At 42.7% G+C, this 23,151-nt stretch carries 27 protein-coding genes; 8 read left to right on the forward strand and 19 right to left on the reverse strand.

The window, feature by feature from the left end; translation table 11 throughout:
• Position 1: 1 nt before the first annotated feature.
• On the reverse strand, positions 2-685 hold the full coding sequence (locus AC04MN_RS14870) for a tetratricopeptide repeat protein (RefSeq protein WP_475384002.1): 684 nt from the start codon (positions 683-685) through the stop codon (positions 2-4).
• Between the two features lie 157 nt (positions 686-842).
• Here AC04MN_RS14870 and AC04MN_RS14875 point away from each other — a divergent pair, with 157 nt between their 5' ends.
• Complete coding sequence (locus AC04MN_RS14875) at positions 843-1,115, forward strand: HU family DNA-binding protein (protein ID WP_475384003.1); 273 nt, start codon at positions 843-845, stop codon at positions 1,113-1,115.
• Here the strand turns inward: AC04MN_RS14875 and AC04MN_RS14880 are convergent.
• Positions 1,096-1,515 (reverse strand): GYF domain-containing protein, encoded by a 420-nt coding sequence (locus AC04MN_RS14880; RefSeq protein ID WP_475384004.1) that lies wholly within the window; start codon positions 1,513-1,515, stop codon positions 1,096-1,098. The two genes, AC04MN_RS14875 and AC04MN_RS14880, sit on opposite strands and share 20 nt — an antisense overlap.
• 9 nt (positions 1,516-1,524) lie before the next feature.
• Positions 1,525-3,228 (reverse strand): ChaN family lipoprotein, encoded by a 1,704-nt coding sequence (locus AC04MN_RS14885; RefSeq protein ID WP_475384005.1) that lies wholly within the window; start codon positions 3,226-3,228, stop codon positions 1,525-1,527.
• A 61-nt stretch (positions 3,229-3,289) separates the two neighbouring features.
• On the opposite strand from AC04MN_RS14885, the gene AC04MN_RS14890 reads away from it, so the two are divergent.
• The 3 genes from AC04MN_RS14890 (at position 3,290) to AC04MN_RS14900 (ending at position 6,257) form a co-directional block, all read left to right on the forward strand.
• A complete protein-coding gene (locus tag AC04MN_RS14890; RefSeq protein WP_475384006.1) occupies positions 3,290-4,489 on the forward strand; it encodes a vitamin K epoxide reductase/DsbA family protein in 1,200 nt (399 codons plus the stop codon).
• A gap of 87 nt (positions 4,490-4,576) precedes the next feature.
• Positions 4,577-5,677 (forward strand): hypothetical protein, encoded by a 1,101-nt coding sequence (locus AC04MN_RS14895; RefSeq protein ID WP_475384007.1) that lies wholly within the window; start codon positions 4,577-4,579, stop codon positions 5,675-5,677.
• Positions 5,678-5,681: 4 nt separating this feature from the next.
• Positions 5,682-6,257 carry a hypothetical protein gene (locus AC04MN_RS14900; RefSeq protein WP_475384008.1) on the forward strand — a complete coding sequence of 192 codons (576 nt, stop codon included), beginning with the start codon at positions 5,682-5,684 and terminating at the stop codon, positions 6,255-6,257.
• Here the strand turns inward: AC04MN_RS14900 and AC04MN_RS14905 are convergent.
• Complete coding sequence (locus tag AC04MN_RS14905; protein WP_475384009.1) at positions 6,254-6,580, reverse strand: STAS domain-containing protein; 327 nt, start codon at positions 6,578-6,580, stop codon at positions 6,254-6,256. The two genes, AC04MN_RS14900 and AC04MN_RS14905, sit on opposite strands and share 4 nt — an antisense overlap.
• 107 nt (positions 6,581-6,687) lie before the next feature.
• Here AC04MN_RS14905 and AC04MN_RS14910 point away from each other — a divergent pair, with 107 nt between their 5' ends.
• Entirely contained in the window at positions 6,688-9,105 is a 2,418-nt protein-coding gene (locus AC04MN_RS14910) for an LPS-assembly protein LptD (RefSeq protein ID WP_475384010.1), read from the forward strand.
• On the opposite strand, the gene AC04MN_RS14915 is transcribed toward AC04MN_RS14910, so the two are convergent.
• The 10 genes from AC04MN_RS14915 to ffh all read right to left on the reverse strand — a co-directional run bounded on the left by AC04MN_RS14915 (position 9,106) and on the right by ffh (position 15,108).
• Positions 9,106-9,492, reverse strand: a complete 387-nt coding sequence (locus AC04MN_RS14915; protein ID WP_475384011.1) for a hypothetical protein — start codon at positions 9,490-9,492, stop codon at positions 9,106-9,108.
• Positions 9,458-9,877 (reverse strand): YraN family protein, encoded by a 420-nt coding sequence (locus tag AC04MN_RS14920; protein ID WP_475384012.1) that lies wholly within the window; start codon positions 9,875-9,877, stop codon positions 9,458-9,460. The genes AC04MN_RS14915 and AC04MN_RS14920 overlap by 35 nt, the downstream gene beginning before the upstream one ends.
• Positions 9,822-10,469 carry a ribonuclease HII gene (locus tag AC04MN_RS14925; protein ID WP_475384013.1) on the reverse strand — a complete coding sequence of 216 codons (648 nt, stop codon included), beginning with the start codon at positions 10,467-10,469 and terminating at the stop codon, positions 9,822-9,824. Before AC04MN_RS14925 ends, AC04MN_RS14920 begins: the two co-directional genes overlap by 56 nt.
• A 120-nt stretch (positions 10,470-10,589) precedes the next feature.
• A complete protein-coding gene (gene rplS, locus AC04MN_RS14930; protein ID WP_475384014.1) occupies positions 10,590-10,976 on the reverse strand; it encodes a 50S ribosomal protein L19 in 387 nt (128 codons plus the stop codon).
• Positions 10,977-11,047: 71 nt separating this feature from the next.
• Positions 11,048-11,647, reverse strand: coding sequence for an RNA methyltransferase (locus AC04MN_RS14935; protein ID WP_475384015.1), 600 nt, complete (start codon positions 11,645-11,647; stop codon positions 11,048-11,050).
• Positions 11,647-12,456 (reverse strand): tRNA (guanosine(37)-N1)-methyltransferase TrmD, encoded by an 810-nt coding sequence (gene trmD / locus AC04MN_RS14940; RefSeq protein ID WP_475384016.1) that lies wholly within the window; start codon positions 12,454-12,456, stop codon positions 11,647-11,649. Before trmD ends, AC04MN_RS14935 begins: the two co-directional genes overlap by 1 nt.
• On the reverse strand, positions 12,446-12,970 hold the full coding sequence (gene rimM / locus AC04MN_RS14945) for a ribosome maturation factor RimM (protein ID WP_475384017.1): 525 nt from the start codon (positions 12,968-12,970) through the stop codon (positions 12,446-12,448). The genes trmD and rimM overlap by 11 nt, the downstream gene beginning before the upstream one ends.
• 157 nt (positions 12,971-13,127) lie before the next feature.
• Positions 13,128-13,367 (reverse strand): KH domain-containing protein, encoded by a 240-nt coding sequence (locus tag AC04MN_RS14950; RefSeq protein WP_475384018.1) that lies wholly within the window; start codon positions 13,365-13,367, stop codon positions 13,128-13,130.
• A 78-nt stretch (positions 13,368-13,445) separates the two neighbouring features.
• Entirely contained in the window at positions 13,446-13,697 is a 252-nt protein-coding gene (gene rpsP, locus AC04MN_RS14955) for a 30S ribosomal protein S16 (RefSeq protein WP_475384019.1), read from the reverse strand.
• A gap of 79 nt (positions 13,698-13,776) precedes the next feature.
• The gene (gene ffh, locus AC04MN_RS14960; RefSeq protein WP_475384020.1) at positions 13,777-15,108 is read right to left on the reverse strand and encodes a signal recognition particle protein; all 1,332 of its coding nucleotides are present in this window, start codon (positions 15,106-15,108) and stop codon (positions 13,777-13,779) included.
• A 267-nt stretch (positions 15,109-15,375) separates the two neighbouring features.
• On the opposite strand from ffh, the gene AC04MN_RS14965 reads away from it, so the two are divergent.
• On the forward strand, positions 15,376-16,422 hold the full coding sequence (locus AC04MN_RS14965; protein WP_475384021.1) for a hypothetical protein: 1,047 nt from the start codon (positions 15,376-15,378) through the stop codon (positions 16,420-16,422).
• Between the two features lie 14 nt (positions 16,423-16,436).
• Here the strand turns inward: AC04MN_RS14965 and AC04MN_RS14970 are convergent, their stop codons facing one another.
• Genes AC04MN_RS14970 through AC04MN_RS14985 form a run of 4 tightly spaced genes read right to left on the reverse strand, consistent with a single transcriptional unit; the run spans position 16,437 to position 19,708 of the window.
• Positions 16,437-17,210 (reverse strand): ABC transporter permease, encoded by a 774-nt coding sequence (locus AC04MN_RS14970; protein WP_475384022.1) that lies wholly within the window; start codon positions 17,208-17,210, stop codon positions 16,437-16,439.
• Positions 17,207-17,869 carry an ABC transporter ATP-binding protein gene (locus AC04MN_RS14975; RefSeq protein ID WP_475384023.1) on the reverse strand — a complete coding sequence of 221 codons (663 nt, stop codon included), beginning with the start codon at positions 17,867-17,869 and terminating at the stop codon, positions 17,207-17,209. Before AC04MN_RS14975 ends, AC04MN_RS14970 begins: the two co-directional genes overlap by 4 nt.
• Entirely contained in the window at positions 17,826-18,101 is a 276-nt protein-coding gene (locus tag AC04MN_RS14980; RefSeq protein WP_475384024.1) for an ATP-binding cassette domain-containing protein, read from the reverse strand. Before AC04MN_RS14980 ends, AC04MN_RS14975 begins: the two co-directional genes overlap by 44 nt.
• Entirely contained in the window at positions 18,101-19,708 is a 1,608-nt protein-coding gene (locus AC04MN_RS14985) for a peptide chain release factor 3 (protein WP_475384146.1), read from the reverse strand. Before AC04MN_RS14985 ends, AC04MN_RS14980 begins: the two co-directional genes overlap by 1 nt.
• 127 nt (positions 19,709-19,835) lie before the next feature.
• Between AC04MN_RS14985 and AC04MN_RS14990 the strand changes: the two genes are divergently transcribed.
• Complete coding sequence (locus AC04MN_RS14990) at positions 19,836-20,216, forward strand: hypothetical protein (RefSeq protein WP_475384025.1); 381 nt, start codon at positions 19,836-19,838, stop codon at positions 20,214-20,216.
• A 95-nt stretch (positions 20,217-20,311) separates the two neighbouring features.
• Positions 20,312-21,370, forward strand: coding sequence for an oxygen-dependent tRNA uridine(34) hydroxylase TrhO (trhO, locus tag AC04MN_RS14995; RefSeq protein WP_475384026.1), 1,059 nt, complete (start codon positions 20,312-20,314; stop codon positions 21,368-21,370).
• A 55-nt stretch (positions 21,371-21,425) separates the two neighbouring features.
• On the opposite strand, the gene AC04MN_RS15000 is transcribed toward trhO, so the two are convergent.
• Positions 21,426-23,078 carry a hypothetical protein gene (locus AC04MN_RS15000; RefSeq protein WP_475384027.1) on the reverse strand — a complete coding sequence of 551 codons (1,653 nt, stop codon included), beginning with the start codon at positions 23,076-23,078 and terminating at the stop codon, positions 21,426-21,428.
• Between the last annotated feature and the right edge of the window lie 73 nt (positions 23,079-23,151).

Genomic DNA, 23,151 nt, shown 5'->3' on the forward strand with positions numbered 1-23,151 from the left:
GTTACTCGCCTACTTCCAAATTGGCTGCTGATTTTTTAGCTTGTTCGATTAATTTTGCATTTGTAAAATTCGCCTGGACCGCTCGATAGACCTCTGAAGCCTCGTCCATTTGATTATTGTATTCAGATATCTGCCCCATTCTAAGCAGAGCATAGCCTGTCAAATCATTATCAGGATAAAGAGTGATCATCTCATCTATAGATGAGAGTGCTGCTTTATAATCCCGCTTCAAGTAATAACTTTCCGTTATAAAAAATCTGCCCTCTACGGTATATTTAGATAGAGGGTACTTATCTAACATTTCCCGAAATGTGCGAATTGCGTCATCAAAGCGTTTTTCAGCAAAAAAACTTTTCCCGCGTGCAAATAAAACCCCCGACAAATCAACACCAGAGTCACTTGCCGGCACACGGACAGCATCAGCAAAGTTTTTAAGTTCGATATTTTTAGCAATCTCAGTATTCTTAGGCATTAACTCAGCAACCGTCTGCTGAATATCCTGCACTTGATGCCCCAATAGCGTATTTTTGAATTTTTCTCGGGCAACTTCTTGCTCTAGCTTTTCAATTTTTGCAATATGCTCTTGTCCCTGTCCAAAATGATTTAAAAACACTCCGTAAGCGCCTAAAATAAAGCTAGTAACGACAAGGCAAAATATGATGAAAAAAGCTGTTTGGTTTTTCATAGGAACTATATCGGATAAAAACCTGATTTATTTAATAAATCCAAAGTCCAGCCTAAAGTTCATCCCAAAATAAGACACTCTTGCTTTATTAACGGACTTTAGTTTCCTTGATCCCATCCGATAATTTCTTCCAATCGGGTCTCATCGAGGAGCTGCATTGAACAAATCTCAACTTATTGAAGCTATAGCCGAAAAACTTGATTGCCCAAAGGCTCATGCTGAAACCTTCTTAGATGCCGCACTAGAATCGATTACCGAGGCCGTTATCGCAGGAGATGATGTAAAATTGGTTGGATTCGGCACTTTCTCGCGAAAATTAAGAAAAGCAAAAGTCGGCAGAAACCCCCGCACTGGTGAAAAAGTCGAGATTCCTGGTGCTGCAATTCCCTTCTTTAAGCCGGGAAAAGAATTTAAAGATAAGGTAAAATAAAATCACGGAACTCGGGGCGATCTTGCACGCGCGCCCAACCCGAAAGACCTGTTTTCCAAATCCATAAAGAAGAAATATCCTGATTCTTAGCCTGAATAAACTGTTGAACTTCAATACTACTCACGGGCCCTGCCTGCTGAGGTACCCCCTGGGAATTTTTAAACAACAAAACCCACTTTTTTTCTTCCGGATGAGTATCGCCAAACGCTCGATCCCATTCTTGCCAAGCCGGAAATAGATGATAGGGAAATTCTTTATAATCTGCCGCAGGCTTCCATTCGCCATCTGCAACTAATAGCAAGTCATAAGGACCAACCTCACCCTTAGCAATTTTTTCCTTAATAGCCTCTAAAGATACGGGACCTACAGGTTTTAATTTCTCGCTGTAATACCAACTCATAAAAACCTCTTATAGTCTTTCTTGCTTTGAAAAGAAGGGGGCAGGTAACGAATCAATAATTTCTAATATTTCGTAATATGTCACCGAAAAATCTTTGGCAGAATAATCTTTCTTCAACAACATCTTCATCGTGGATAAATTTAAAGAACCCTTTACGAAGCCATTGTACATTTTCTCACCCAACATCCCAGCTAACAAATCGGCAGCTTGGTAGTAGATAATACCTCGGTGATACCTAGGGAACTTCTTAAGCGGAGGCCGTCCTGAAAGCACCAAGAGCTCTTTCATTTTCTGCGCCAACGTCAACTGCAATACCGACTTATCCGCGTCTGAATTTTTTTGCATCAAAGCTTGTTTGATGTCTAACAGCGTATCGGATTTCAAGCGATGGTTGATAATTTTAACTCCAAAATAAGAAATAGTAAGCAACCAAATTAAGGATTCAAAGTCGCCTGGAAAAAGATCTAAAGCACGCGGAGTCGGCGTAGCTCTAGACTTTTTCGACGGCGACGTCCCAAGCAATAATTGGTGATAAATATACTGCATCGCCAATGATGCCGCATGATTCACCGATGCCTTGGCCAACAGCCCCAAATTGAGCTCAGGCAAAAATAAACTAAATCCATCCTCTACCAGTTCTTGAATAATCTTAAATGTCCCACCGCCATAGGCTTCAGAAATTTTATCCCATACCAAGTCGTCATTAATTGAACTAACGTCCAAATGATCTAATTTAATTCTTATCTCAAATTCCTTCGCTATGAATTCAACATAGCGAGCGACATAATCAGAGTAGTCAACGGCATCCAACTCATCATCAAAGTCATCATCATCATCATTTTCATCGAGGTTCGAGTAATCGATCTGAATCAATTGCTGATCAGCCAGCTCAAGATAAAGTTGATAATTTTGCCATTGAACCCACGGAGGAACGCTGAGCAAACAATAATCGCCCGTCTCTAACCTAACCAGATCCACATCTTTATTTTTGGTTTTTTTCATAACCCGAAAATAAAAGGTCTCGGGGTTTTGAAATATAGAGATTGTTTTATCCGAAGCAATTCCTAAATTCTTCAAGTTTTTTGGTATATGTCCCCTTGAAATATGCAGATCACCATAGATCACAAACAAAAAGGAACCCGGATTATTGCCTAAATATTTAGCAATAATTTTCGAGGCCCATTCGTCTCTTTTCTTCAGGGTTTGCTCTGTTCGGCGAGAATAAGTTTTGTTCAACGCCAAAATAGAAATATTATGTTTCTTCGCAAAATAAAATAGCCCTCTGTAATAGTCCCAGGAAAAACCCCAACGCTTGTCCCACTGAACATGCTTTAAAAATGACTCTTCCCCAATCCGTCCGCCAAGAAAGTCATCCACAATACTTTGAAATTTTGAATCGACGCACTCGATACCGATAGTCAGGGGGCGACGCCATTGCTTTTGCTGTAGGATCTTTTTCAAGATTCGCAAATGAGCTTTTTGAGACTGTTGCGATGAATGAAAATCGCCCATTAACACGATATCCCGACGAGCCAAATCTTTTAAAAACTGAGACTGAGAGGCAATGCGCCATGCGCCTAGAAAATCTTTTTCGTACGAACGCCGATAATTCAGCAAATCAGCGGAATCGCGCCCTAAACGCAATTCAACCTGTTTGCGAGTGCGAAGATACAACTCTTTTCTTAGCTCCAACCAACGTTCATGCTTCTTCATAACATTAATTTTCACACAAATTCCGTTGATTTCAATGAACTTTCTGTAGTTCAATCCTGTTATGACAAAACAAAATAAGAAACTTCTTTCGCTATCGCTTATTGTGTCCCTCGTTGCCATTGGAGTGCATGTATATTTAGCAAAGCACTTTTACGGGCTCAAATTCGGAGCACTGTCTGACAACTCGCTCTGCAACATTAGCGATGTCTTTAACTGTGACACAGCCTCTGCCAGCAGCTATGCGTCCCTTTTTAAAATTCCAATAGCTATCTGGGGAGCCGTTACTAATTTTGCTCTTCTGGTTTTGGTAGCAGTTTCTCGGTTCAATCTTTCTGAAGATGAAGCCCGCGCTCAACGCTATCCCCTCTACTTAGCAACATTCATCGCACTGGTCTCTGTTATCATGGGCACGATCTCGGCTGGAGTCTTAAAGGCTTATTGCTTATTCTGCATGACCAACTATGCTCTGTCTTTTATAAACCTTGGATTGATCTGGGGTGGTACACGAGCTAAAATCAGCGGTCACTTCTTCGAAGACGTCACGGCTTTGTTTAAAACCAACCGCGGAAGCCTTGGAATTTTAGCCAGCGTTCCGGTATTGGCTTACATTACTCACGGCATGGCCCTAGACAGCTATGGAATGGGTGAAATTGAAAAAATCGCTAAAGAAAAAGTGGCCTATTGGGCAGTAGCACCTGAACAAAAATTTGATCTTTCTCAGGGCCTAGTCAGCTTCAAGGGTAATGGCGAAGCTAAAATGACGATTGTTGAATTTGCTGATTTCAAATGCCCTCACTGCAAACATGCCGCTCCCAGCATTCACACCTTTATTAAATCACATCCGGACGTAAAACTTGTATTCAAACCGTTCCCTTTGGATGGAGTTTGCAATTCGGCAATAACCGGAGGAGACGGCACTCGTTGCCGCTTAGCTTACGCCACTTTTTGCGCGGAAGAACAGAATCAAAAAGGTTGGGATATGCACAACCATATTTTCGACAATCAAGAGTCGTATATGGGCATGGCATCGCCAGACGAAGAACTCTTTAAATTTGCACAAACTATTGGACTTTCAGTTGATAACTTCAAGCAATGCTTGAATTCTCCAGAGATGCAGAAAAAAATCTCTGCCATGGCACAAGAAGGTGTCGCGGCTCAAATTCAGGGAACTCCTACGGTCTTTGTGAACGGTCGCCTTCTTTCCGGCGGACAGTTAATCCCAATCCTCGAAGCCACTTATCAAGCCATCAACAGCAAATAGGTCCAGTTTCAACCGCCTCCATTGACATAAGTCCTGCAGCCAGTGCAACATAAAAGACTGGATACCTGGACTTCATGGAGGAGGCCTATGGATCTTCATAATTTAGAATTTCTTCAGGAAGAAGAAGAGTTTTCAATCGGCAAAATCGCTCTGCCGGATGAATTGCCGCGCCCTGCGGATCGTGCAAATATCCCTCAGGACATCTTAAAATCTTCAACGGTCGAAAATTTAATTTCTCAGAACGAAGATTTGATGGGACGACTCAAAGTGGCCTTGCGCCGCCTGTCTGCCGTCGAGATGGAGAATCAGAAATTAACGGAAGTTGCTAGAAAAGCCACACTTTCACAAACGGCAGTCCGAGATCAGTTTATGATCCTAAAAGAAAAGGATCAAGTGTGGAAAAACCGCACTGATATTTTAGAAACTGAAAAAAATATCCTGACTGAGAAATGCAAAGCCCTAGAGGAAAAAACAGCATCACTAAGTGCCAGCGTTGAAAGATTTCAAAAATACCACGACAAGGTTCGCACGCAAGTAAAACCTTACATCGCCCAGCTTAAAGAGTACTCTCGAAGCTTACAAGAAAAGGTAGACAATGAATGTCGAGTGACGAATCAAAACTTGGCTTTGATCGCCGACTTACGAAACCAGATTATTGAAATCACGAAAGTTTCCAGACAACAAATTGAAATCGAGACAAAAAAGAATCAAGATTTGACTTCATTTTACGAAGCTCAAATTGATTCCATCCAAAAAGAAGTCGAAGTTCTACGCGAGATCCGCAAAGATCACGATTTTAAGACTTTAAAGCTAAATAAAGCTTTAGAGCGTCAGGACTGGCTTGAAAATGAAGTGATTCAAGTTTCGCGCTCAAAAGACGAACTAAAAAATCGCCTTGAAGAAGAAGTTCAAAACCTTCAAACTCGAATCTTAGAGCTCAACCGCCAAAACCAACGCCTGGGCATCGAACACTCGGATCTTCAAATCAGAGTCGTTGAAGATTCCCAGGAGATGCAGAAACTGCGCTCAGAGAACGAACAGCTTCGAGAACAGCTCGAAAGTCTACGCTATATGTGGTCTGCTAAAAACGACGAGACCGAGAAACTCAAATCCGCACTTGGTGGGCTTGAAAAGTTAAATATTGAGCTAAGTCAGCGAATCAACTCTATGAGAGAGCAAAACCTTTAAGAATATGAAAAAAAATTTCTTTGGAATTCTGTTTTTTATAGGATTTTTTTTAATTAGCCCCCTTGTACAAGCCTACGGGGGGCTGACAAACGGAATCCTCATTAGTTCAAACTTTTCAACTTTAAATCAAACGACACAAACAACCTATACCGACTCTATATCAAAATCTAAGCTTAGCCACAGTATATTGGATGCCAAAATCGGCTGGATCACCGAAGATGGCTGGTACATTGGTGGGATCTATCACTCTCGCTCTCAGGCCGATATTTTCAACACTGATAAAAGCACCAATTCAGGAATCAGCTTAGGTCTGACATTCCCAGAAGGTTTTTTTGTTTTGGGTCATTACTTTCTTGATGGGAAATTCAAGGACGATAGCGCTTCTGCTGAGTATTCAAAAAGCACCGGACTTGGAGCCGAGGCTGGTTTTCTTTTTGATGTCTCGACAAGCTTCTACCTAGGTGCTTCTTATGCTTATCGAGAGTTCGAATACAAAAAAAGATCGCCCACACAGGCGACCTTCGTAAAACAAAAATTTACCGAAAACTCTCCGATGCTAGTGTTCGCACTATTATTTTAAATAAAAGACTTCACAGCTTCATCAATACTTTTATGCAACTGCACATTTCGCTCGGAAAAAGACCATAAACGCATAAAGTCGGGCTTCAATCCAGCAAGCCGTACCTCCATCGTATGGTTTTTATTAACTTCATCTAAAAAACCAAAAAAATTTTGGATCCCCGAAGAGCCCACAAAACTTAGTTGATCCAAGCAAAAAACGACTTTTTTGTTTTTCAAGTTGTCCATGCATACTTTTTTTAGATAATTAGCTCTTTCGATCTCGAGCCGACCTTGCAATGTAACCACTGTCACATCGCCCAACTGAAGCATCTTTGCTTGCATCTACATCCTCCGGATTTACACGACGTTCTAATCGGGATTTTTTAAAGTTTTTTAAGGCCAGTTCTCGACAAAGCCAGACCAAAGACCCTATGATTAGACTCATAATTATGACCCGAAGTTTTATCCTCATCTTAGCTTTACTTCTATGCTTCCCATTCCAGCTCGTTGCTGCCGATGCAGCCTTTGAGCCCACTGCCAAAATCCAGGGCCTCCTGATTAGCTCAGACTCGATGGATCGAGACAACGAACAAGAGATTGTTCGCCTTAATGGCCATGTTCAGATTGTGTACAACGGCGACCACCTGAAAGCAGATGAAGCGGAAATTCGTCTTCGCTCTAAAAGAATCGACTTAAAGGGAAATGTCTCCATCGTCTCTGCCAAAAACACGATTGGCGGCAGCCGGATTGTCATGGATTACGAAAGCAATACAGGCCTTATATACGATGGCTTCGTTCAGGCAGGATCTGTGATATTTGACGGTTCTATTCTTCAAAAAATCGGCCCTGACGAGTACTTCGTTGCTAACGCCGAGTACACGACGTGCACAACCTGCCCCGCCGCTTGGTCTTTTACGGGCAACTCTATTAGAGCAGAGCTTGGAGGCTATGCTTATATAAAAAACTCGATCCTTAAGGTTGGAGGTCTTCCCGTTTTATGGTTCCCCTATCTGATCGTTCCTCTTAAGTCGGATCGTCAGTCAGGATTACTAACCCCTTCACTTGAAACCTCAACCAAAGGGGGTCTTTCTGTCTCTTTGCCGTACTTCTGGGCCATTTCTCGCAATACGGATCTGACCTACACTTTTCAATCCTACGAAAAACGGGGAATTAAAAATCATATTGAGTATCGCTATCTTCTTTCTGAAAATTCTTATGGAGAGCTTAACTTTGCTCATCTGAAAGATCGCGTCTTTCCCCAAGATGATCGAGTCGAGCAATTTTCGAATTTAAAAAATAGTAAATCTTGGGATCGTTGGTATTTGCGCTACCAACACCTTTACGAACTTCCCGACAACACCGTTCACCGCATGTCTTTAAATAATGCCAGCGACCTTCAATATCCAACAGACTTCACCACCGAAACGCGGAACCATGGTGACTCGGCAATGGAAAATCGAGTTTCTTGGACTAAGAACACCGACAACGAACAATGGATGATCGACAGCTCATATTATATTAATATGCTGCACACCAATCCCTTGAACGGCAACGATGATGCCGTTCATCGACTCCCCGAGCTTCGTTATTCACAAACCCCGCGCCAGATAAAAAACTCGGGTCTTTATTATAATTTGGATCTAAACTACACAAACTTTGCACGAAGTTCGAAAGCCTACGATGACTTAAACGGTCCGGTGACCTCGAATGGTCGTCGAATTCGCTACGTAAGAAACAACTGTGGTGCGGTAGGCAACTATGAAAATACGGCCAACTGCCAACTACAAGAAGATGGAAAATACGATCCTGGAGTCGATCTTATTCGAACTGGACAACGCTTCGACATTCGCCCGTCGATTTCCTATCCGATCTCGTTGGTTGACGGCTTTGACATCGTCCCCAAAGCTACTTACCGCGAAACGCACTATGCCTTTTCTGTCGGAGAAAAAGCAAATATCCGCCGTACTCTGCGCACCGAAGTCTCTAGCCGAGCTAGCTTTAGTAAAATTTTTGGCGACCAAGAAAATCCCACGGCCGAGCGCTGGAAACACGAGATCATACCCGAGGTGACTTATACCTCAATTCCCCTCATTGACCACAAAAGCCACCCCTTCTTTGGGTTCTCAACCCAAACCGAGCCACCTATTGCCTCTAAAGACAATATCAGCGATGGAGACCTAGGTTCTGATTTTGGTCTTCAATTCGATTACAATGATCGGATCTACGACCGCAACCTGGTGACCTTTGCTGTCACCAATAAGCTTATCCAAAAGCGTTGGCTTAGTGGAAAGCCCGAGTATAGACAATGGGGCTACCTTCGTTTGAGTCAGTCATTTGATGCCCATGCAGACTCAAAGGCCGATGCGAACAAGCAGCCTTGGTCAGATCTGGCGGCCTCTTTAAGTATTCGAGCTGATAAATTTCAGACGTATTCGAATTTTAATTACTACCCATATCAAAACGTCACCTCTGCGTCGTCTCGCGTTCGCTTTACAAATGACTATGGTCAGTTTTTTCAAGTTGCCCTAACTCGGCAATATAAAATCACCCCAGGAGAGCCCGCAAAAGATGCTGACCGTATCGAGGACTACACCTACTCTACCGGCTTTATTTCAAACTACATTAATTTGATGGGTAAATTCGTTTATGATGCCGTTAATACGGACGAAACTAGGTTTGCTAAAAGAGTGAAATCGTGGGCCTATATTGCCCAACTAAAACCACCAGGTGACTGCTGGCTGATCACATTCATCCATGAACAGGTGACTGGGGGCGATACTCGCCTTAAAATTAACTTTGAATTCACTTTTGATGGGGTCCCTAAAGCACCGCTACCACCGGAAACATTGGATGCATTTGGCTTCTAGTTAAAAACTGCCGTGCAAGGTTAATCCGTAGCTGTCTTTGTCATCAAACTTCGCTACCCCAACCTGGACGTACTCATTGTAACGTCCCGACTCGGTTTGTATTCGATACAATCCAAAACCAATTCCGGCGTACAGTCCCAGGCTGGCCCCCATCGCTATATTTCTCGTATGCTTGGATGGCTTGTCAGTTACCGCCATCGAAACAACACCGGCCACAGCACCGCCAATCGTTCCCCATGCACAATCTGAGACAAACTGACGTAAATCCGCACCATGACCAGCGGAGGAGATCAAGAATGTAACTACAAAATAGATATATATATTCTTCATCACTTTATTGTGCCGTAGGCTCTTAATAACCGTCATCAATAATGAAGACCTGCCCATTCTTTAAAACAAAAGCCCAGCATATTTGCAGCTCGGAATAGCCCAACTCGTTCAATAAAAATGTGGAGGCTCGCTTGAATCTTGCCAACTGCCTTGGATGAACGCGATGAGGAATTTGTTCCCAATCACTTAAAAACTTCACCTCTACCAACATCAATACATCATCTTTTTCGAAAACAAGATCGACTTCAGCAAAAGGAGTCCGAAAGTTACGAGCCCATAAAACAAAGCCCCGATCTATGAAATAGCTCAGGGCTTGATCTTCAGCCCAACGCCCTTTTACAAGGTGAGGAGCCTTATCTCTATTTTTCGACTTTGTTTCAATAAAACTAGCAGTGCTCTTTAACTCCTGCGAAACTTTTTCGATGCTGAATGCAGGGGCCATACTTTTCAATTCCCGCCTTGTGAAGGGCCGTACAATAACCTTTGTGAACTTCGAAGCCATAATGAGGAAACTCCTTGCCGAGTTCTTTCATTAAGCGATCACGGGTAACCTTAGCTACTATCGAAGCCGCAGAAATAGGAGCAACACGAAGGTCTCCCTTCACTATCGTTGTTTGTTCAAAACCCATTAAGTCTGGAATTTTTTTATTTCCATCAACCAAGACATGACCTGAATTCTCAACACCTAATTTTTCAACAGCTCGCTTCATTGCTAACAATGCCGCATTCAAAATATTCAACTCGTCGATTTCTTCAGGTGTTGCATAACCGATTCCAACTTGATGCTCTTTTAAAATTAAATCATGTAATTCCTCGCGACGTTTTTCGGAAAGTAGTTTTGAATCGGTTACTAAGTCAGACAAAACGTCTGACTTAAAAATCACAGCAGCAGCATACACTGGCCCAGCAAGGCAACCCCGCCCTACTTCATCGACTCCAATTACAGGCTCTGGACCGAACTGCTTCCAATCGATAAGGTCATAATGAGCTTTTGCTTTTTTTTCTTTTGTTGGCTTATCTTTGCCTAGAATCATATTTTTTCTCTCTGTATCAAGGACTGCAAAACTATAGACGCATCAAAGACCGTTGGACAAATAAAAAAACCGGATGCCACTGACATCCGGTTTTTTAGAACTGAAAAATATATTTGCAAATTACTCAGCGTCTTTCGCTGTAACCAGCTCAGACTGGATTTTTGCAGCTTTACCTTCAAGACCACGCAAGAAGTAAAGTTTAGAACGGCGAACTTTACCTTTAGTCAAAGTTTCAACGCGCTCGATAGCAGGAGAAGAGAATGGGAATGTTCTTTCAACGCCTACACCTGAAGACATTTTGCGAACAGTGAAAGATTTTGCAGCGCCAGCACCTTGTACTTTAATTACAAGACCTTTGTAGGCCTGAACACGCTCTTTTTCACCTTCTTTAACTTTAACGAATACATTCACAGTGTCACCAACATCAAAAGATTGGATGCTTTTGTTTGCAGGTTTAACACTTACACGGCGGATGAGGTTTGTCTCTTTTACTTCTGCTTTTGCCATAGTCGAATCCTTTTAACTTAAATTTACAAATCTATAATTTTGCTTCAGTTCAATAAACGTAAAGCAAGGGTCTACCACGGACCCATGACGCGGTCAAGACAGATACTTACGGCTGACCGCACAGAAAGGTGGCGATAATCGGCAGGGGGAGCACCCCGGATACCTTCTAAAACCCCTGTACAGGACTTCATAAAGTCATCTGTAAGTCCAAAACCAGTTCCAAATATCAGAAAACAGGGCTTTTTTTCAACATGTATCGCGTTGCGTAAGTCAGGAAAGGTGTAATAATCTGCTCCTTCCAACTTTCGGGCATGGGTTGCGACCTTCAGGCAGTCCGGATAGCCCCAATCTTTAACCGCAGCCTCGACAGAGTCCGCCGTAAAGACATTCTCTAAAGCCGTCTTTCTTTTAGGGTTGAATTTAGCCCCTTGCCCTGTTCTCCAATGATCAAGAACACGATGAACAAAGGCCTGCTGCTCATGAGATGGATGGATAATATAGTACCTATCGACCCCGTAAACCGTCGCCGCACGAGCTATATCGTGAATATCAAAGTTCGTCACATTCGTGGCAACGACCTTCTTAAGTCGATCAAATATTGGATAGTGAACCAATCCAATCGCGAGTTTGGGGACATAAACACTGCTTGATTGTTCGTTGTGATTTTCCATTAAGGCTTCCAGTTCAGTTCTTCTCTGTTAAGGCCTAAAGCTCTCCACTCTTCCAAAGACAACTGATCGGCGAAAACTTTTAGCTGCTCTAAGATGGGTCGCTGCTTCTTAGATTCAGGGGTCCAATTATTAACGTACTTCCAAAATAAATCAGGTCTTTTCTTTAGAGTGACCAACAAAGATACTTTGAATCGCCACTCTTCAATTTTAGCATGATTTCCCGACAATAAAACTTCTGGCGTCATCACACCTTCAAACTCTCGGGGACGACTGTACTGAGGAGCTTCCAACAAACCATTCGAAAAGCTATCACTTGCCGCACTTTCTGAATGCCCCAAGACCCCAGGAACCCATCTAGAAACAGCATCAATAACCACCAAAGCACCAAGCTCGCCACCCGATAGAACATAGTCCCCTATAGAAAGCTCCTCATCGATGCAGTCATTAATGACCCGCTGATCAATTCCACCATAGCGACCACAGACTAAAACAAGTGAGCGGCCCAGCCCTGCCAAGTTTCGAACTTTATCCTGTGTCAGCGCTGGACCCTGCGGTGATAAATAAATCACATAAGATTTTTCTGTTTTCACCGAGTTTATCGCCGCCTTTAAGGTCTCGGCCAACATCACCATGCCGTCTCCGCCTCCAAAAGGTCGATCGTCCACTGTACGATGTTTGTCTTGCGAAAAACTCCGCGGGTTGCAAGTTTCGATGGAAATCAACCCCGTAGCCAAGGCCTGCGAAAGCACTCCGTATTGAAGAGTGCTTTCAATCAATTCAGGAAAGACAGTTACAACACTAAACTTCATCAAGATCCAATAAGCCTTCAGGAAGTTCCATAACGACTGTCTCTTGTTTAAAGTCGATACGCTTAATAAAGGCCTCAACAAATGGAACTTCGGCCGTCTTACCCTTTACTGTTTTTACAATCAAAAGATCTTGAGCACCGTTTGATCCAAAACCAGTGATCTCACCCAAAAGATCCTGATTAGAGTTTTTCAATTTGAAGTTTTTGATTTCACCCAAATAAATCGTTTCACCCTCTTTAGAGACCAACAGCTCATCATCAATTAAAAACTCAAAAGCTTTCAACGCTTCTGAAGCATTGCGATCATTGATTTCTTCTGCCTTAACAAGAAGACCTGTTTTAAATGGCTTCAGTTTTTGAACAGTATAAGTTTGAACTTCATCTAGTTCTTGAACTTTTGTTTTTAAATAAAACTTCTGAAGGCGCGCCATCCACGAAACATCTCCGGATGGGATATGGATGTAAAGATCTCCTTTAAGACCATGGGCTTCTCGAACTTTTCCAACAATTTGCATACAGCTATTCCTTCATTCTACTTTGAGTAAAATGTGTAAATAATAGATTTTTAAGAATTTTTCCAGTTTTGCTGGTAGTTTTGGAAAAAAGAAATAAAAAAGGCACAGCTTCGCAGCTGCGCCTTCTTAAAGTAGTCAGATAAGATCTAAGACAAAACTATTCAACGATATCTAAATGATAGCGCTTGCTTAGCTTGGTACCAGCCGCGCGAATGATAGTTCTCATCGCTGCAGCGGTTTTACCCTGCTTACCGATAACTTTACCTAGGTCTTCTTTATCAACCTTCAAAGCTAGAAGAGTCGTTTGTTGGCCTGGGACCTCATCCACTTCTACTTTATCGGGACTGTCCACAAGAGACTTCGCCATAAACTCTACAAGGTCTTTCAAGTTATCCATTTTTCCCCCATTAGCGAGTTAAAGAATCAAATGCGATATTCGATAGTTTATCGCATTTGACTAAAATGCCAAGGAAAATTATTTGCCTGACTGAGCTAATTTAACTACGTGCTTAACGCGATCAGTTGGTTGTGCGCCTTTAGAAACCCATTCATTGTATTTCTCAAGGTTCATCTTAACTTTTACGTCTTGACCCTTTGGAGTTGGGATATAAACACCCAATACATCAAGGAATTTGCCAGTCACATAACGGCGAGAATCTGCCACTGTGATACGGAATTTTGGAGCGTGCTTAGCACCTGTTCTAGCCAAACGAATTACTACTGCCATTGAATATAACCTCTTTTAGTTACTACAAAGTCCATTGGTTTACTTGCAAGTCTCAGAAAATGCAAGCTATTAAAAATAATCAAAAGGGAAATTTCATTCCCCCACGGCCCATACCCATTTTCATGAGGCCGCCCATCATCTTCTTCGCGTCTTCAAACTGCTTAATCAGGCGGTTTACATCAGAAACCTGAGTTCCACTCCCCTTCGCAATTCTTTGACGCCTAGAGCCATTCAAAATGCGATGATCAGCCCTTTCAGCCAAAGTCATCGAACGAATAATGGCTTCGATTTTCTTCATCTCTGCATCCGGCGGAGCCATGCTCTTCATTTGCTTAGATAGCTCGCCCATGCCTGGCAAAAATTTCATAATAGACTCAAAACCACCCAATTTTTTTAGTTGCTGAATCTGAGCTAGGAAATCATCCAAAGTGAATTCGTTGCGCATAAGGCGCTTTGCAGAATCCATGGCCTGCTTCTCATCAATAACTTCCTGAGCCTTCTCGACCAAACTCAAGACGTCACCCATATCTAAAATACGTCCAGCCAGGCGATCCGGATGGAAAACTTCGAGCGCCGCCACTTTCTCGCCAACACCCAGAAATTTAATTGGGATCCCTGTGACTTCTCGAATAGAAAGAGCCGCCCCACCTCGAGCATCCCCGTCTACTTTAGTAAGCACCAAACCCGTCAACTGAAGACGCTGATGAAACCCTTCAGCCACATTCACTGATTGCTGACCAAGCATGGCATCGGCGACCAGAAGAATTTCTTGAGGTTTCCAAATCTCTTTCAGACGACCCAACTCTGACATCAACTCATCATCAATCTGCAATCGACCTGCAGTATCTACGATGACCACATCGACCATGTTCTCTTTAGCCCATGCTTTCGCGTTCTCTAAAATAACTTCAGGCTTCATTCCTGCTTGAGTGGGATATGCTGGAATGTTGTTTTGCTTTGCCAAAGTATGAAGCTGATCAATCGCCGCCGGGCGATAAATATCGGCAGGAACCAACCCCGGCTTCTTCCCTAATTTTTGACGAATATACAAAGATAACTTTGCAGCAGTCGTTGTTTTACCAGCACCTTGAAGACCTACCAAAAAAATCACAGACGGATTTTCTCGGCAATTAATATCAACTTTTTCCCCACCCAGGGTTGCCACAAGCTCGTCATTAACGATTTTTACGAACATCTGACCAGGATTAACGTTTGTTAAAACATCCTGCCCTAAAGCTTTCGCCTTTACTCGATCAATAAAGTTCTTAACAACTTTAAAATTAACGTCAGCTTCCAATAAATGAAGACGAATTTCTTTAACAACCTCTTCAATATTGGCTTCCGTTATCTTACTCTGGCCTTTTAATTTCTTAAGACTGGCCATGAACTTATCTGATAAGTTTTCGAACATCTTGTCTCCTAAGAAGGCTATAACTACCTTATCGCCCCGCAAATGACAAAGAAGACTTCAACAAGTAGCGCTGCGTTCCACCCCATAAAGCTCTGAAATTTCAGAACAATTTAACCCATTGCAATTTTCTTTGAAACTTATTTTGTCACTGTAAACAAACTGAACAGCCTAAATCGAATAAGGGTCGAATAACTCATGGCTTCAGATTTGTAACAGCATCACCCCATGTTCCCTTTAAGCAGATGACGTTCTTGCTAGGAGTTTCTTATGAAGTTTTTATTACTCCCTATTTTAGGCCTCTTAATATTAAGCCCTATTCAAGGCCAAACACAGACAAAAATCCAAAAAATAAGAGGCGAACCTATTATCAACGACTCGCTAGTAACAAACTTACGCTGCAACTTCATTCCCAATCAATGGGCTGTATTTAACTATATTAACAAGGAAAAAGCCTTCAGTAGCGAACGTCATATCCCTGTAAACAACTGGAGTTTTCGCTCCGGCCCGGCAACCCTTGGCGGATGCTGGTCCCTGTCTAGAACACAGCGCTTGCTTTTTTACCTGACTCGTTTTGGAGAAGCCGAAGCTACAACTGTAAATCAAGATCAAATAAGAAATATGCTAAATTTAATTAGAGGTTCAATACCCGTCGAGAAAATTAGCCATGACCCCCGCAATGGAAGCCATAACCCTTGGATTCAAGATAAAGTTGAATTCACGAACTACCAAGTCTTAAAGACGTCCGACAAAGATCTTTTAGAGTCCTTTTCAAAGCATGTATTCCACAAGACAGGCCTGTGGTCGGAATTAGTAAAACCAAGAAAAATGCAGTTTAAAAATACCCCTGAAGTCTTAAGAGGCTTTCAGGCCGACATCGAAGAATACCAAGGCGATCGCTTCTATAGGGGGAAAAATTTAGGTATGGCGCTTGGAAGCTCGACCGGCGAGCCCGCCGAAAACTATCTTTTAGCTATGAAGCTTGTCTCGAATCTTCAGTTCAATCGCCTACCTTTAATCAATATACGAGCCGGTAGAACTGAACAACATGTAGTTTTACTGAAAAAATTCAGATTCGAACTTAACGGCGATATCACATTTACTGTTTACGATTCGAACCAGCCAAGAAAAACAAACGCAGAGGTTGTATACATAGCAAAAACTGGAAAATTTTTAGCCCCCAATATAATCTCTAACTTTGTCGATGTAGGATTTTATCGTGAAGTCGCAATCTTTAACGTTGACGACGAAGAAATCAGCGCCATTGCACAAACACTCTTTAAGTACTACAAAAATCTTTGCAACCTAGGAAGATAACTGAGTTTAAATAATCACCAGCGCTGAAACGAGCCCTTTTTAACGCTCCAAAAAGCGATGGCATAGAACAAGCCTAACCCGATGAGCGACACCCAGATCGATTGAAAAAGATCGACGTCGCTCACTCCCAACATGCCATAGCGAAGGCCATTGATAAGATATAGCAGCGGATTCCATTTCGAGACTTCTTGCCAGAAAGGATGAAGCTGCTGAATCGAAACGAAGACGCCCCCCAAATAAGTTAATGGCAATAAAACAAAAGCGGAAAATGCTGAAAGCTGATCAAAGGTCTTTGCCCAAAAGGCCACCGAAATACCGATTTGACTAAACAACAAACCAGATATTGTCATAAAAAACACCATCGCCCATGGGTGTGCGATTTGAATAAACTCATTGGTTTGAATATAATAAAATAGACCGCCGACAAACAAAGTGATCAAGGCAACGATGCAACCGCGCACAAGCCCCCCCAGACTTAGAGCCCAGATAATCTGTTGATTCGTGATCGGCACCACTCGCAAGTCCTCTAGATCTCCTGAAAACTTCGACGAGACAATAGACGAAGACGAGTTTTGAAAAGCATTATTCATAAGCCCCATCATCATAAGCCCTGGAATTAGAAATACCAAATAGGGCACACCTTGCACCTCTTGAATGTGCTGCCCTAAAGAAACCCCAAAAACCAACAAATAAAGAAAGCTGCTGATAAACGGGGTCACCACTGTTTGAATAAGCACTTTTGAAAAGCGACTGAGTTCCCGCACAAATAAGGTCCAAAAAGCAATCATAGGCGCTCCCCTAGGACTCGCAAAAAGGCTTCTTCCAAACGCCCCTCTTCTATTTTTACATCTTCAATATCAGCCAATGGAATTTGCGCTTCTTCCAGCAAAGTCCCCAAAGAACAGTCCGCTGAAACTAAAAAATAACAGGCTCGAGACTCTTGTTTTTGCAAAAATGTCGATTGAATTTTTCTATCCGAGCGAAGTTGCACCAATACGGACTTTTGAGTGAATCGCTGAACGATCTCTTGAGTTTCACCGATGCACTCGATACGACCTTTATTTAAAATCCCCACTCGATGACAAAGCTCCTCGGCTTCCTCTAAATAATGGGTTGTCAGAAGTATACTCATACCCTCTGCTTGAAGCTCACGCACAAAATTCCAGAGGTCTTCACGAAGTTTGATATCAACTCCAGCAGTTGGCTCATCTAAAAGCAAAAGTTTTGGATTGTGAACCAAGGCCTTTGCAATCATCAGACGTCTTTTCATTCCGCCCGAGAGCTGCTTGACCTTCTTTTTTTTGTGCTCGAACAAGGAAAGCTTATGTAACACATAATCAATGCGCTCTTTGTTACGGCGAAGACCATAATAGCCCGATTGGAATTCTAGAATTTCTTCGACATCAAAAAAAACCAGAGTTGATAATTTCTTGATGAACAACCCCAAGTTGGCGTTTAGCTAATTGAGGGGTTTGAACAACATCATAACCAAAAACTTTCACAGCTCCGCTGGTTGGAGATTCAAGACTTGTGATGATGTTGATTGTGGTCGTTTTCCCAGCGCCATTGGGACCTAAGAGTCCAAATATCTCTCCAGCCTTTACTGAAAAGCTGATCCCTTTAACGGCATCAGCTTTTCCAAAACTCTTTTTTAGTTCGTTGATTTCTAAGGCCAGCATTAGCGCGCTCTTGAAATACTCGTATGGAATTCAATTTCTGGATTCTCACGAATCAACCAATTCAGATCCCACTCTTGATTCACCAAGACAACGGGCTGATCTATCATGTCGCGGTAGAATCGCGCCCCACCCTTGAGATCAGAGACCGGCTTACCGTCTTTGGTGCGCGGCCAGCGCGCCACAGAGAATGGCAATCGGTTCAAAGTCGCATCCAAATTGTACTCGTCCTGTAGACGGTGCAATAGCACTTCAAACTGAAGTTCCCCGACCGCACCAATGATCGCCTCTTGCGGCCCCATCACAGGGTCAAAGAAAACCTGAATTGCCCCTTCTTCAGACAGATGCTTCACAGCTTCTTGTAGCTTGATACGCTTCAAAGCATCGCGAACCTTTAGCTGTCCAAATAGTTCCGGAGCAAATTTAGGGATATCTTCAAAGATCACTTTTCCAGAAGTGAAAACGCAGTCACCGATGGCGAAATTACCCGTATCACCAACACCGACAATGTCGCCTGCATAGGCCACATCGACAGTTTCTTTATCCGCAGCTACGAACTGACTCGAGTAAGCCAGACGTAACTCTTTATCGTGACGAGAGTGCTTCACCTTCATGCCACGTTCAAACTTTCCAGAACAAATACGAATGAAGGCGATGCGATCGCGGTGACGACGGTCCATGTTGGCTTGAATTTTAAATACAAAGCCCGAGAAAGTATTATCGCAAGGGTCCATCTCTTTTTCGTCTTTCGTCCGACGAGGCTGAGGCCCTGGCGCATATTCACAGAAAAAATTAAGGAAAGTATCTACACCGAAGTTCTGTTTCGCAGAACCAAAAGTCACTGGAGAAAGTTCACCTGCTAAGAAAGCGCCCACATCAAAAGGCGGCAAAGCGCCCTCGATCAGATCAAGTTCTTCAAGAACTTGGTCCGCGGATTCTTTATCAAGATGTTTATAAAGAATCTCGTCATCTTTCCCTTTTTCAAAAGGAAAAACAGTGACTTCCTCAACCTCTTCACGGCGTTGATCGTAGATCGTGATTTCTTTTGAGATGCGATTGTAAATCCCTTTGAAACGCTGACCTATCCCTAAAGGCCAAGTCACTGGATAGCATTGCATATTCAAAGTTTTTTCGACTTCATCAATCAATGTCAGAGGGTCTTTACCTTCCCGGTCTAACTTGTTCACAAAAGTAAAAATAGGAATACTACGAAGACGACAAACTTCATAAAGTTTCTTCGTCCGCTCTTCCACACCCTTGGCAACGTCAATCAACATGCAGGCTGAATCCACGGCCATCAAAACACGATAAGTATCTTCAGAGAAGTCTTTGTGTCCCGGTGTATCCAGAAGATTCACACGAAGCTGATTGTAGTCAAACGTCATGACCGATGAGGTGATCGAGATCCCTTTTTGGCGCTCAAGCTCCATCCAGTCCGAAGTCACCGCCTTGGTGCCCGACTTTCCTTTAACTTCCCCAGTTTCGTGAATAACGCCACCATGGTATAAAAGTTTTTCTGTCAGCGTGGTTTTACCAGCATCAGGGTGAGAAATAATCGCAAATGTGCGTCTTCTTTGAATTTCTTTTTGAATTTGAGGACTTGCAAGCATTTCTAAGTCATAAACGATCCCCTCGCAAAGGTCTAGCAACTTCAAGACTTTGTTAAGATCATGAAGCCCCTTGTCGCGGGGCCTTATTTTTGGTATCACCCCCTTAGCTCTGGGGAGGGTCTATCGCATGAAAGTTACAGTTCTGGCTTCCTTGATATTGTCTGTTTCATCAATCTCTCATGCCGAGATTAAAACCGTTATAAAAACAACCTATCTTAATCGTGAAGGCAATGTCATCGAAGAGACCTCTAAGTTCGTTGATAGCCTGTTTGACGATCGTACGAAGACGTATTGCTACGAAAGTGATGTCTACGACGCCTGCCGAGCCCTTGCTAATGATATTCACGAAGTTCGAGAAAACTTTGCCGATGGCGGAGACGAAAACCTACTTTTAAAAAAATGTGAAATTAAAGGGGTTACTATTCGAGCCAAGTACATAATTATCGACAGCCGAGGCAATCGCCCCGTTGAAAAAAGTATCTCAATCCCCCCTTGTTCTGGCATCTAGATCCGCGCCAACGAAGCTTGCTTGATTTTTTTTGATTTTTATTCTATCTAGTCCTTCATTGCCACCGGGTTTGGAGCCCGGAGAGGAAGGACAATATGACTACACCAACGACACCTAATACGGGTGCGATCACTCACTACGTTTCTACATTTTACCACTTTGCCCGTTTAAATGACCTTGAAAAAATCAAATCCGATCTGGAAAACAAAGCGTCTGAACTTAATATCCGAGGCCTGCTTATTCTGGGACATGAGGGCATCAATACGACTTGTTCGGCAGACGACGAACAGAATCTGAATCAATTTAAAAATTGGATCCAAGATTATTTCAACTGTCATGGACTATTCTTTAAAGATAGCTCGTGCAATATTGTCCCTTTCCGCCGCTACAAAGTAAAAATTCGAGAAGAAATTGTCACGACAGGTATTCCTGAAATGATGCCTCCGCAAGGTAAGAACTTTCACCTGTCTCCGACCGAATGGAATAAGATGATGAAGGAAGACAAGGATCACGTTATCATCGACACCCGAAACTGGTACGAATATAAAATTGGAACTTTCAAAGGCGCTATTAATCCTAACATAGAAAAGTTTACTGAATTTCCAGAATTCATGGAACAGCAAGGTATTGCGAAAGATAAAAAGATCATGATCTTTTGCACCGGCGGAATTCGCTGCGAAAAAGGAATTCTAGAACTTCAAAAGCAGGGTTACGATCAAGTCTATCAGCTTGAAGGCGGTATTATCAATTATCTAGCCCAGCACCCCAATGATCAGTACGAAGGGGAATGTTTCGTCTTTGATCACCGTGTCGCTTTAGATCAAAATTTAAAACCGACAACGAAGTACGGTCTATGTCCACATTGCGGGCAGCCGTCAGAAAAGAAAATTGATTGTGTTCGCTGCGATCACGAACAACTGATTTGTGTGGATTGCGCAAAAATCGACGTTTTGAAGGACACCTGCTCTAAGAACTGCGCGAACCAATGGAAAATGCATCCAGGAAAGAAAGGAGCTCGCCAGTTGTTGCCTTTTGAACTTGAAAAAATGAAGGCCCAAGGACTGTCTCCGGAAAGTCTTCCGATCATTCAGGTGACTAAAAACAAGAAAGTCACCTTAAACGAAAACGGACAAGCAGTTACTGTAAAGTCATAAGAAAAAAGCCACCTCTTCGGTGGCTTTTTTATCTCGTACTTTTTTAGGATCAAACCTATCTTACACATGTATAAAGCACTTCATAATTTCCCGAAGGAAGCATGTCATTAAATGTCAAATTCACTCCGGATTTTACATAAGTCCCCGTATAAGCCAGACCATCCTTAAGAATGATTATGTTACGATAAGAGTCGACTACGGGCTCGCAGCTTAAAGTGAGTGTTTTTAAAGTTTTACGAACTCCATCAGCGATTCCTTTCATTTGTTCGGCGTAATCCAAAGCACAAACGTCTCCAACCATCCCACCAGTTAACTTCGACATTTGCTCTAAACGGAAGCCAGCGGTTGCACCCTCTCCGGAAAGACACTTGGTATCACCAGGTCGAGCAATAATACTATGAAAACTAAAGGCTTTTTGCCCATTGAAGGAACTCTGAATTAGCTTTATTAAATTACTTGGATCATTTTTTAATCCATTCGCGGATTCGTCTTCATCCGAAATTTCCACCACAGCTAACTGAGCCCCTTCGCGGATAAAATCTTTATAAATACCAGGCCCCGCAAGACTTCTCTCGATAGTACGGTAGGTCGCATAAATTCCTTGTTCACTTCCACTTCCCGTCTCGCTTCTTTGTAAAGTATTACTCAAAACCGTGCGTGAGGTAGCTTCGTCCATTGATGATTTCAAAATATAGGTATTAGACAATCCCTTCATGCTGACCAATCGTCCATCCCCATAGGTAGAATTTGAAGGATCCGTTGTGGTAACTGCAGCCTGCCAATCCAAACCTTTGATGACATCTAAAAAGTTGCGTACACGGGACGCCATACTTTTTTGCTCGTAAGCCATCGAACCACTGTTATCAATAACAAATAAAATATCGACTTTGTTATTTTGAGTCACTGTCACCGACTGCTTCATATTTTTATAAAGACTTGTCACCTGAAAGACAATAGCACGTTGTGATTTATTACCGAACGAGTCTTCAGCCAAGACATTGAACTGATAGGATCCTGCTGCCATTTTGGGAAATACGACTTTATTTGAGCCCGCTAAACAAGTTTTCAAAACTCCAGCAAATTGACATTGAACCGACTTCACACCGGCAGCGTCCTCAACATTAAAAACAATTTCAACATCAAGTCCTTCTTCAATAGATGCGGCAGGATACTTTTGAAAGACAATACTAGGCCCAGCTTTATCAATAATAATGCTATTCTTAAAACAAAGACTTACTCGTCCATCGTAATCCTTAAACTGAACCGATATGGGTACACTTTGATTTACCAACTGGGCCGAATAAATAATAGAATCCGCATAGTCCCCCCATGATCCACCACTACAATCACTGGACTCCGAGACTTTCATGAAAGCAGATGTGAAGGGAGGATTAAAGGCGAGCAGCAAGTCTTGCGAACCTGTCATCAATGCCCCACGATTGATTGTGAATCCCGCTGGTAAGTCTGTTGATACATCAGGAGGAAGCTGACCGCTGTCAGAAGTCCCAGAATCTGTCGTAGGAGTTGTGGGGCGTCCGCCACTTTGAGTGGAACCTGAACTACCATCAGGAGCTGTTACGCTAAAGTCACTATTGTTTAAATCAGAAGTTGGAACTTCGTGCTCGCCCTTGATCTCAAGGCATCCCGTGATGACCATGACCGAAGCTAATAAACCTGTAGCTAATAGATATCTTCCTTGATTCTTCATTCGGACCTCCTGATCCTCACCCCGTGGTGCTCATAAAAGCAGACTTTCCTCTAGGGCTGACTCCATCATCTTT

Source organism: Bdellovibrio sp. ZFWA1 (assembly GCF_056175665.1).

Bases quoted from the DNA above. Each gene is read 5' to 3' on its own strand.
- AC04MN_RS14870 (WP_475384002.1), bottom strand. From the start codon at position 685: ATGAAAAACCAAACAGCTTTTTTCATCATATTTTGCCTTGTCGTTACT.
- AC04MN_RS14880 (WP_475384004.1), bottom strand. From the start codon at position 1,515: ATGAGTTGGTATTACAGCGAGAAATTAAAACCTGTAGGTCCCGTATCT.
- AC04MN_RS14885 (WP_475384005.1), bottom strand. From the start codon at position 3,228: ATGAAGAAGCATGAACGTTGGTTGGAGCTAAGAAAAGAGTTGTATCTT.
- AC04MN_RS14890 (WP_475384006.1), top strand. From the start codon at position 3,290: ATGACAAAACAAAATAAGAAACTTCTTTCGCTATCGCTTATTGTGTCC.
- AC04MN_RS14895 (WP_475384007.1), top strand. From the start codon at position 4,577: ATGGATCTTCATAATTTAGAATTTCTTCAGGAAGAAGAAGAGTTTTCA.
- AC04MN_RS14900 (WP_475384008.1), top strand. From the start codon at position 5,682: ATGAAAAAAAATTTCTTTGGAATTCTGTTTTTTATAGGATTTTTTTTA.
- AC04MN_RS14905 (WP_475384009.1), bottom strand. From the start codon at position 6,580: ATGCAAGCAAAGATGCTTCAGTTGGGCGATGTGACAGTGGTTACATTG.
- AC04MN_RS14910 (WP_475384010.1), top strand. From the start codon at position 6,688: ATGACCCGAAGTTTTATCCTCATCTTAGCTTTACTTCTATGCTTCCCA.
- AC04MN_RS14915 (WP_475384011.1), bottom strand. From the start codon at position 9,492: ATGGGCAGGTCTTCATTATTGATGACGGTTATTAAGAGCCTACGGCAC.
- AC04MN_RS14920 (WP_475384012.1), bottom strand. From the start codon at position 9,877: ATGGCCCCTGCATTCAGCATCGAAAAAGTTTCGCAGGAGTTAAAGAGC.
- AC04MN_RS14925 (WP_475384013.1), bottom strand. From the start codon at position 10,469: ATGATTCTAGGCAAAGATAAGCCAACAAAAGAAAAAAAAGCAAAAGCT.
- rplS (WP_475384014.1), bottom strand. From the start codon at position 10,976: ATGGCAAAAGCAGAAGTAAAAGAGACAAACCTCATCCGCCGTGTAAGT.
- AC04MN_RS14935 (WP_475384015.1), bottom strand. From the start codon at position 11,647: ATGGAAAATCACAACGAACAATCAAGCAGTGTTTATGTCCCCAAACTC.
- trmD (WP_475384016.1), bottom strand. From the start codon at position 12,456: ATGAAGTTTAGTGTTGTAACTGTCTTTCCTGAATTGATTGAAAGCACT.
- rimM (WP_475384017.1), bottom strand. From the start codon at position 12,970: ATGCAAATTGTTGGAAAAGTTCGAGAAGCCCATGGTCTTAAAGGAGAT.
- AC04MN_RS14950 (WP_475384018.1), bottom strand. From the start codon at position 13,367: ATGGATAACTTGAAAGACCTTGTAGAGTTTATGGCGAAGTCTCTTGTG.
- rpsP (WP_475384019.1), bottom strand. From the start codon at position 13,697: ATGGCAGTAGTAATTCGTTTGGCTAGAACAGGTGCTAAGCACGCTCCA.
- ffh (WP_475384020.1), bottom strand. From the start codon at position 15,108: ATGTTCGAAAACTTATCAGATAAGTTCATGGCCAGTCTTAAGAAATTA.
- AC04MN_RS14965 (WP_475384021.1), top strand. From the start codon at position 15,376: ATGAAGTTTTTATTACTCCCTATTTTAGGCCTCTTAATATTAAGCCCT.
- AC04MN_RS14970 (WP_475384022.1), bottom strand. From the start codon at position 17,210: ATGATTGCTTTTTGGACCTTATTTGTGCGGGAACTCAGTCGCTTTTCA.
- AC04MN_RS14980 (WP_475384024.1), bottom strand. From the start codon at position 18,101: ATGCTGGCCTTAGAAATCAACGAACTAAAAAAGAGTTTTGGAAAAGCT.
- AC04MN_RS14985 (WP_475384146.1), bottom strand. From the start codon at position 19,708: ATGCTTGCAAGTCCTCAAATTCAAAAAGAAATTCAAAGAAGACGCACA.
- AC04MN_RS14990 (WP_475384025.1), top strand. From the start codon at position 19,836: ATGAAAGTTACAGTTCTGGCTTCCTTGATATTGTCTGTTTCATCAATC.
- trhO (WP_475384026.1), top strand. From the start codon at position 20,312: ATGACTACACCAACGACACCTAATACGGGTGCGATCACTCACTACGTT.
- AC04MN_RS15000 (WP_475384027.1), bottom strand. From the start codon at position 23,078: ATGAAGAATCAAGGAAGATATCTATTAGCTACAGGTTTATTAGCTTCG.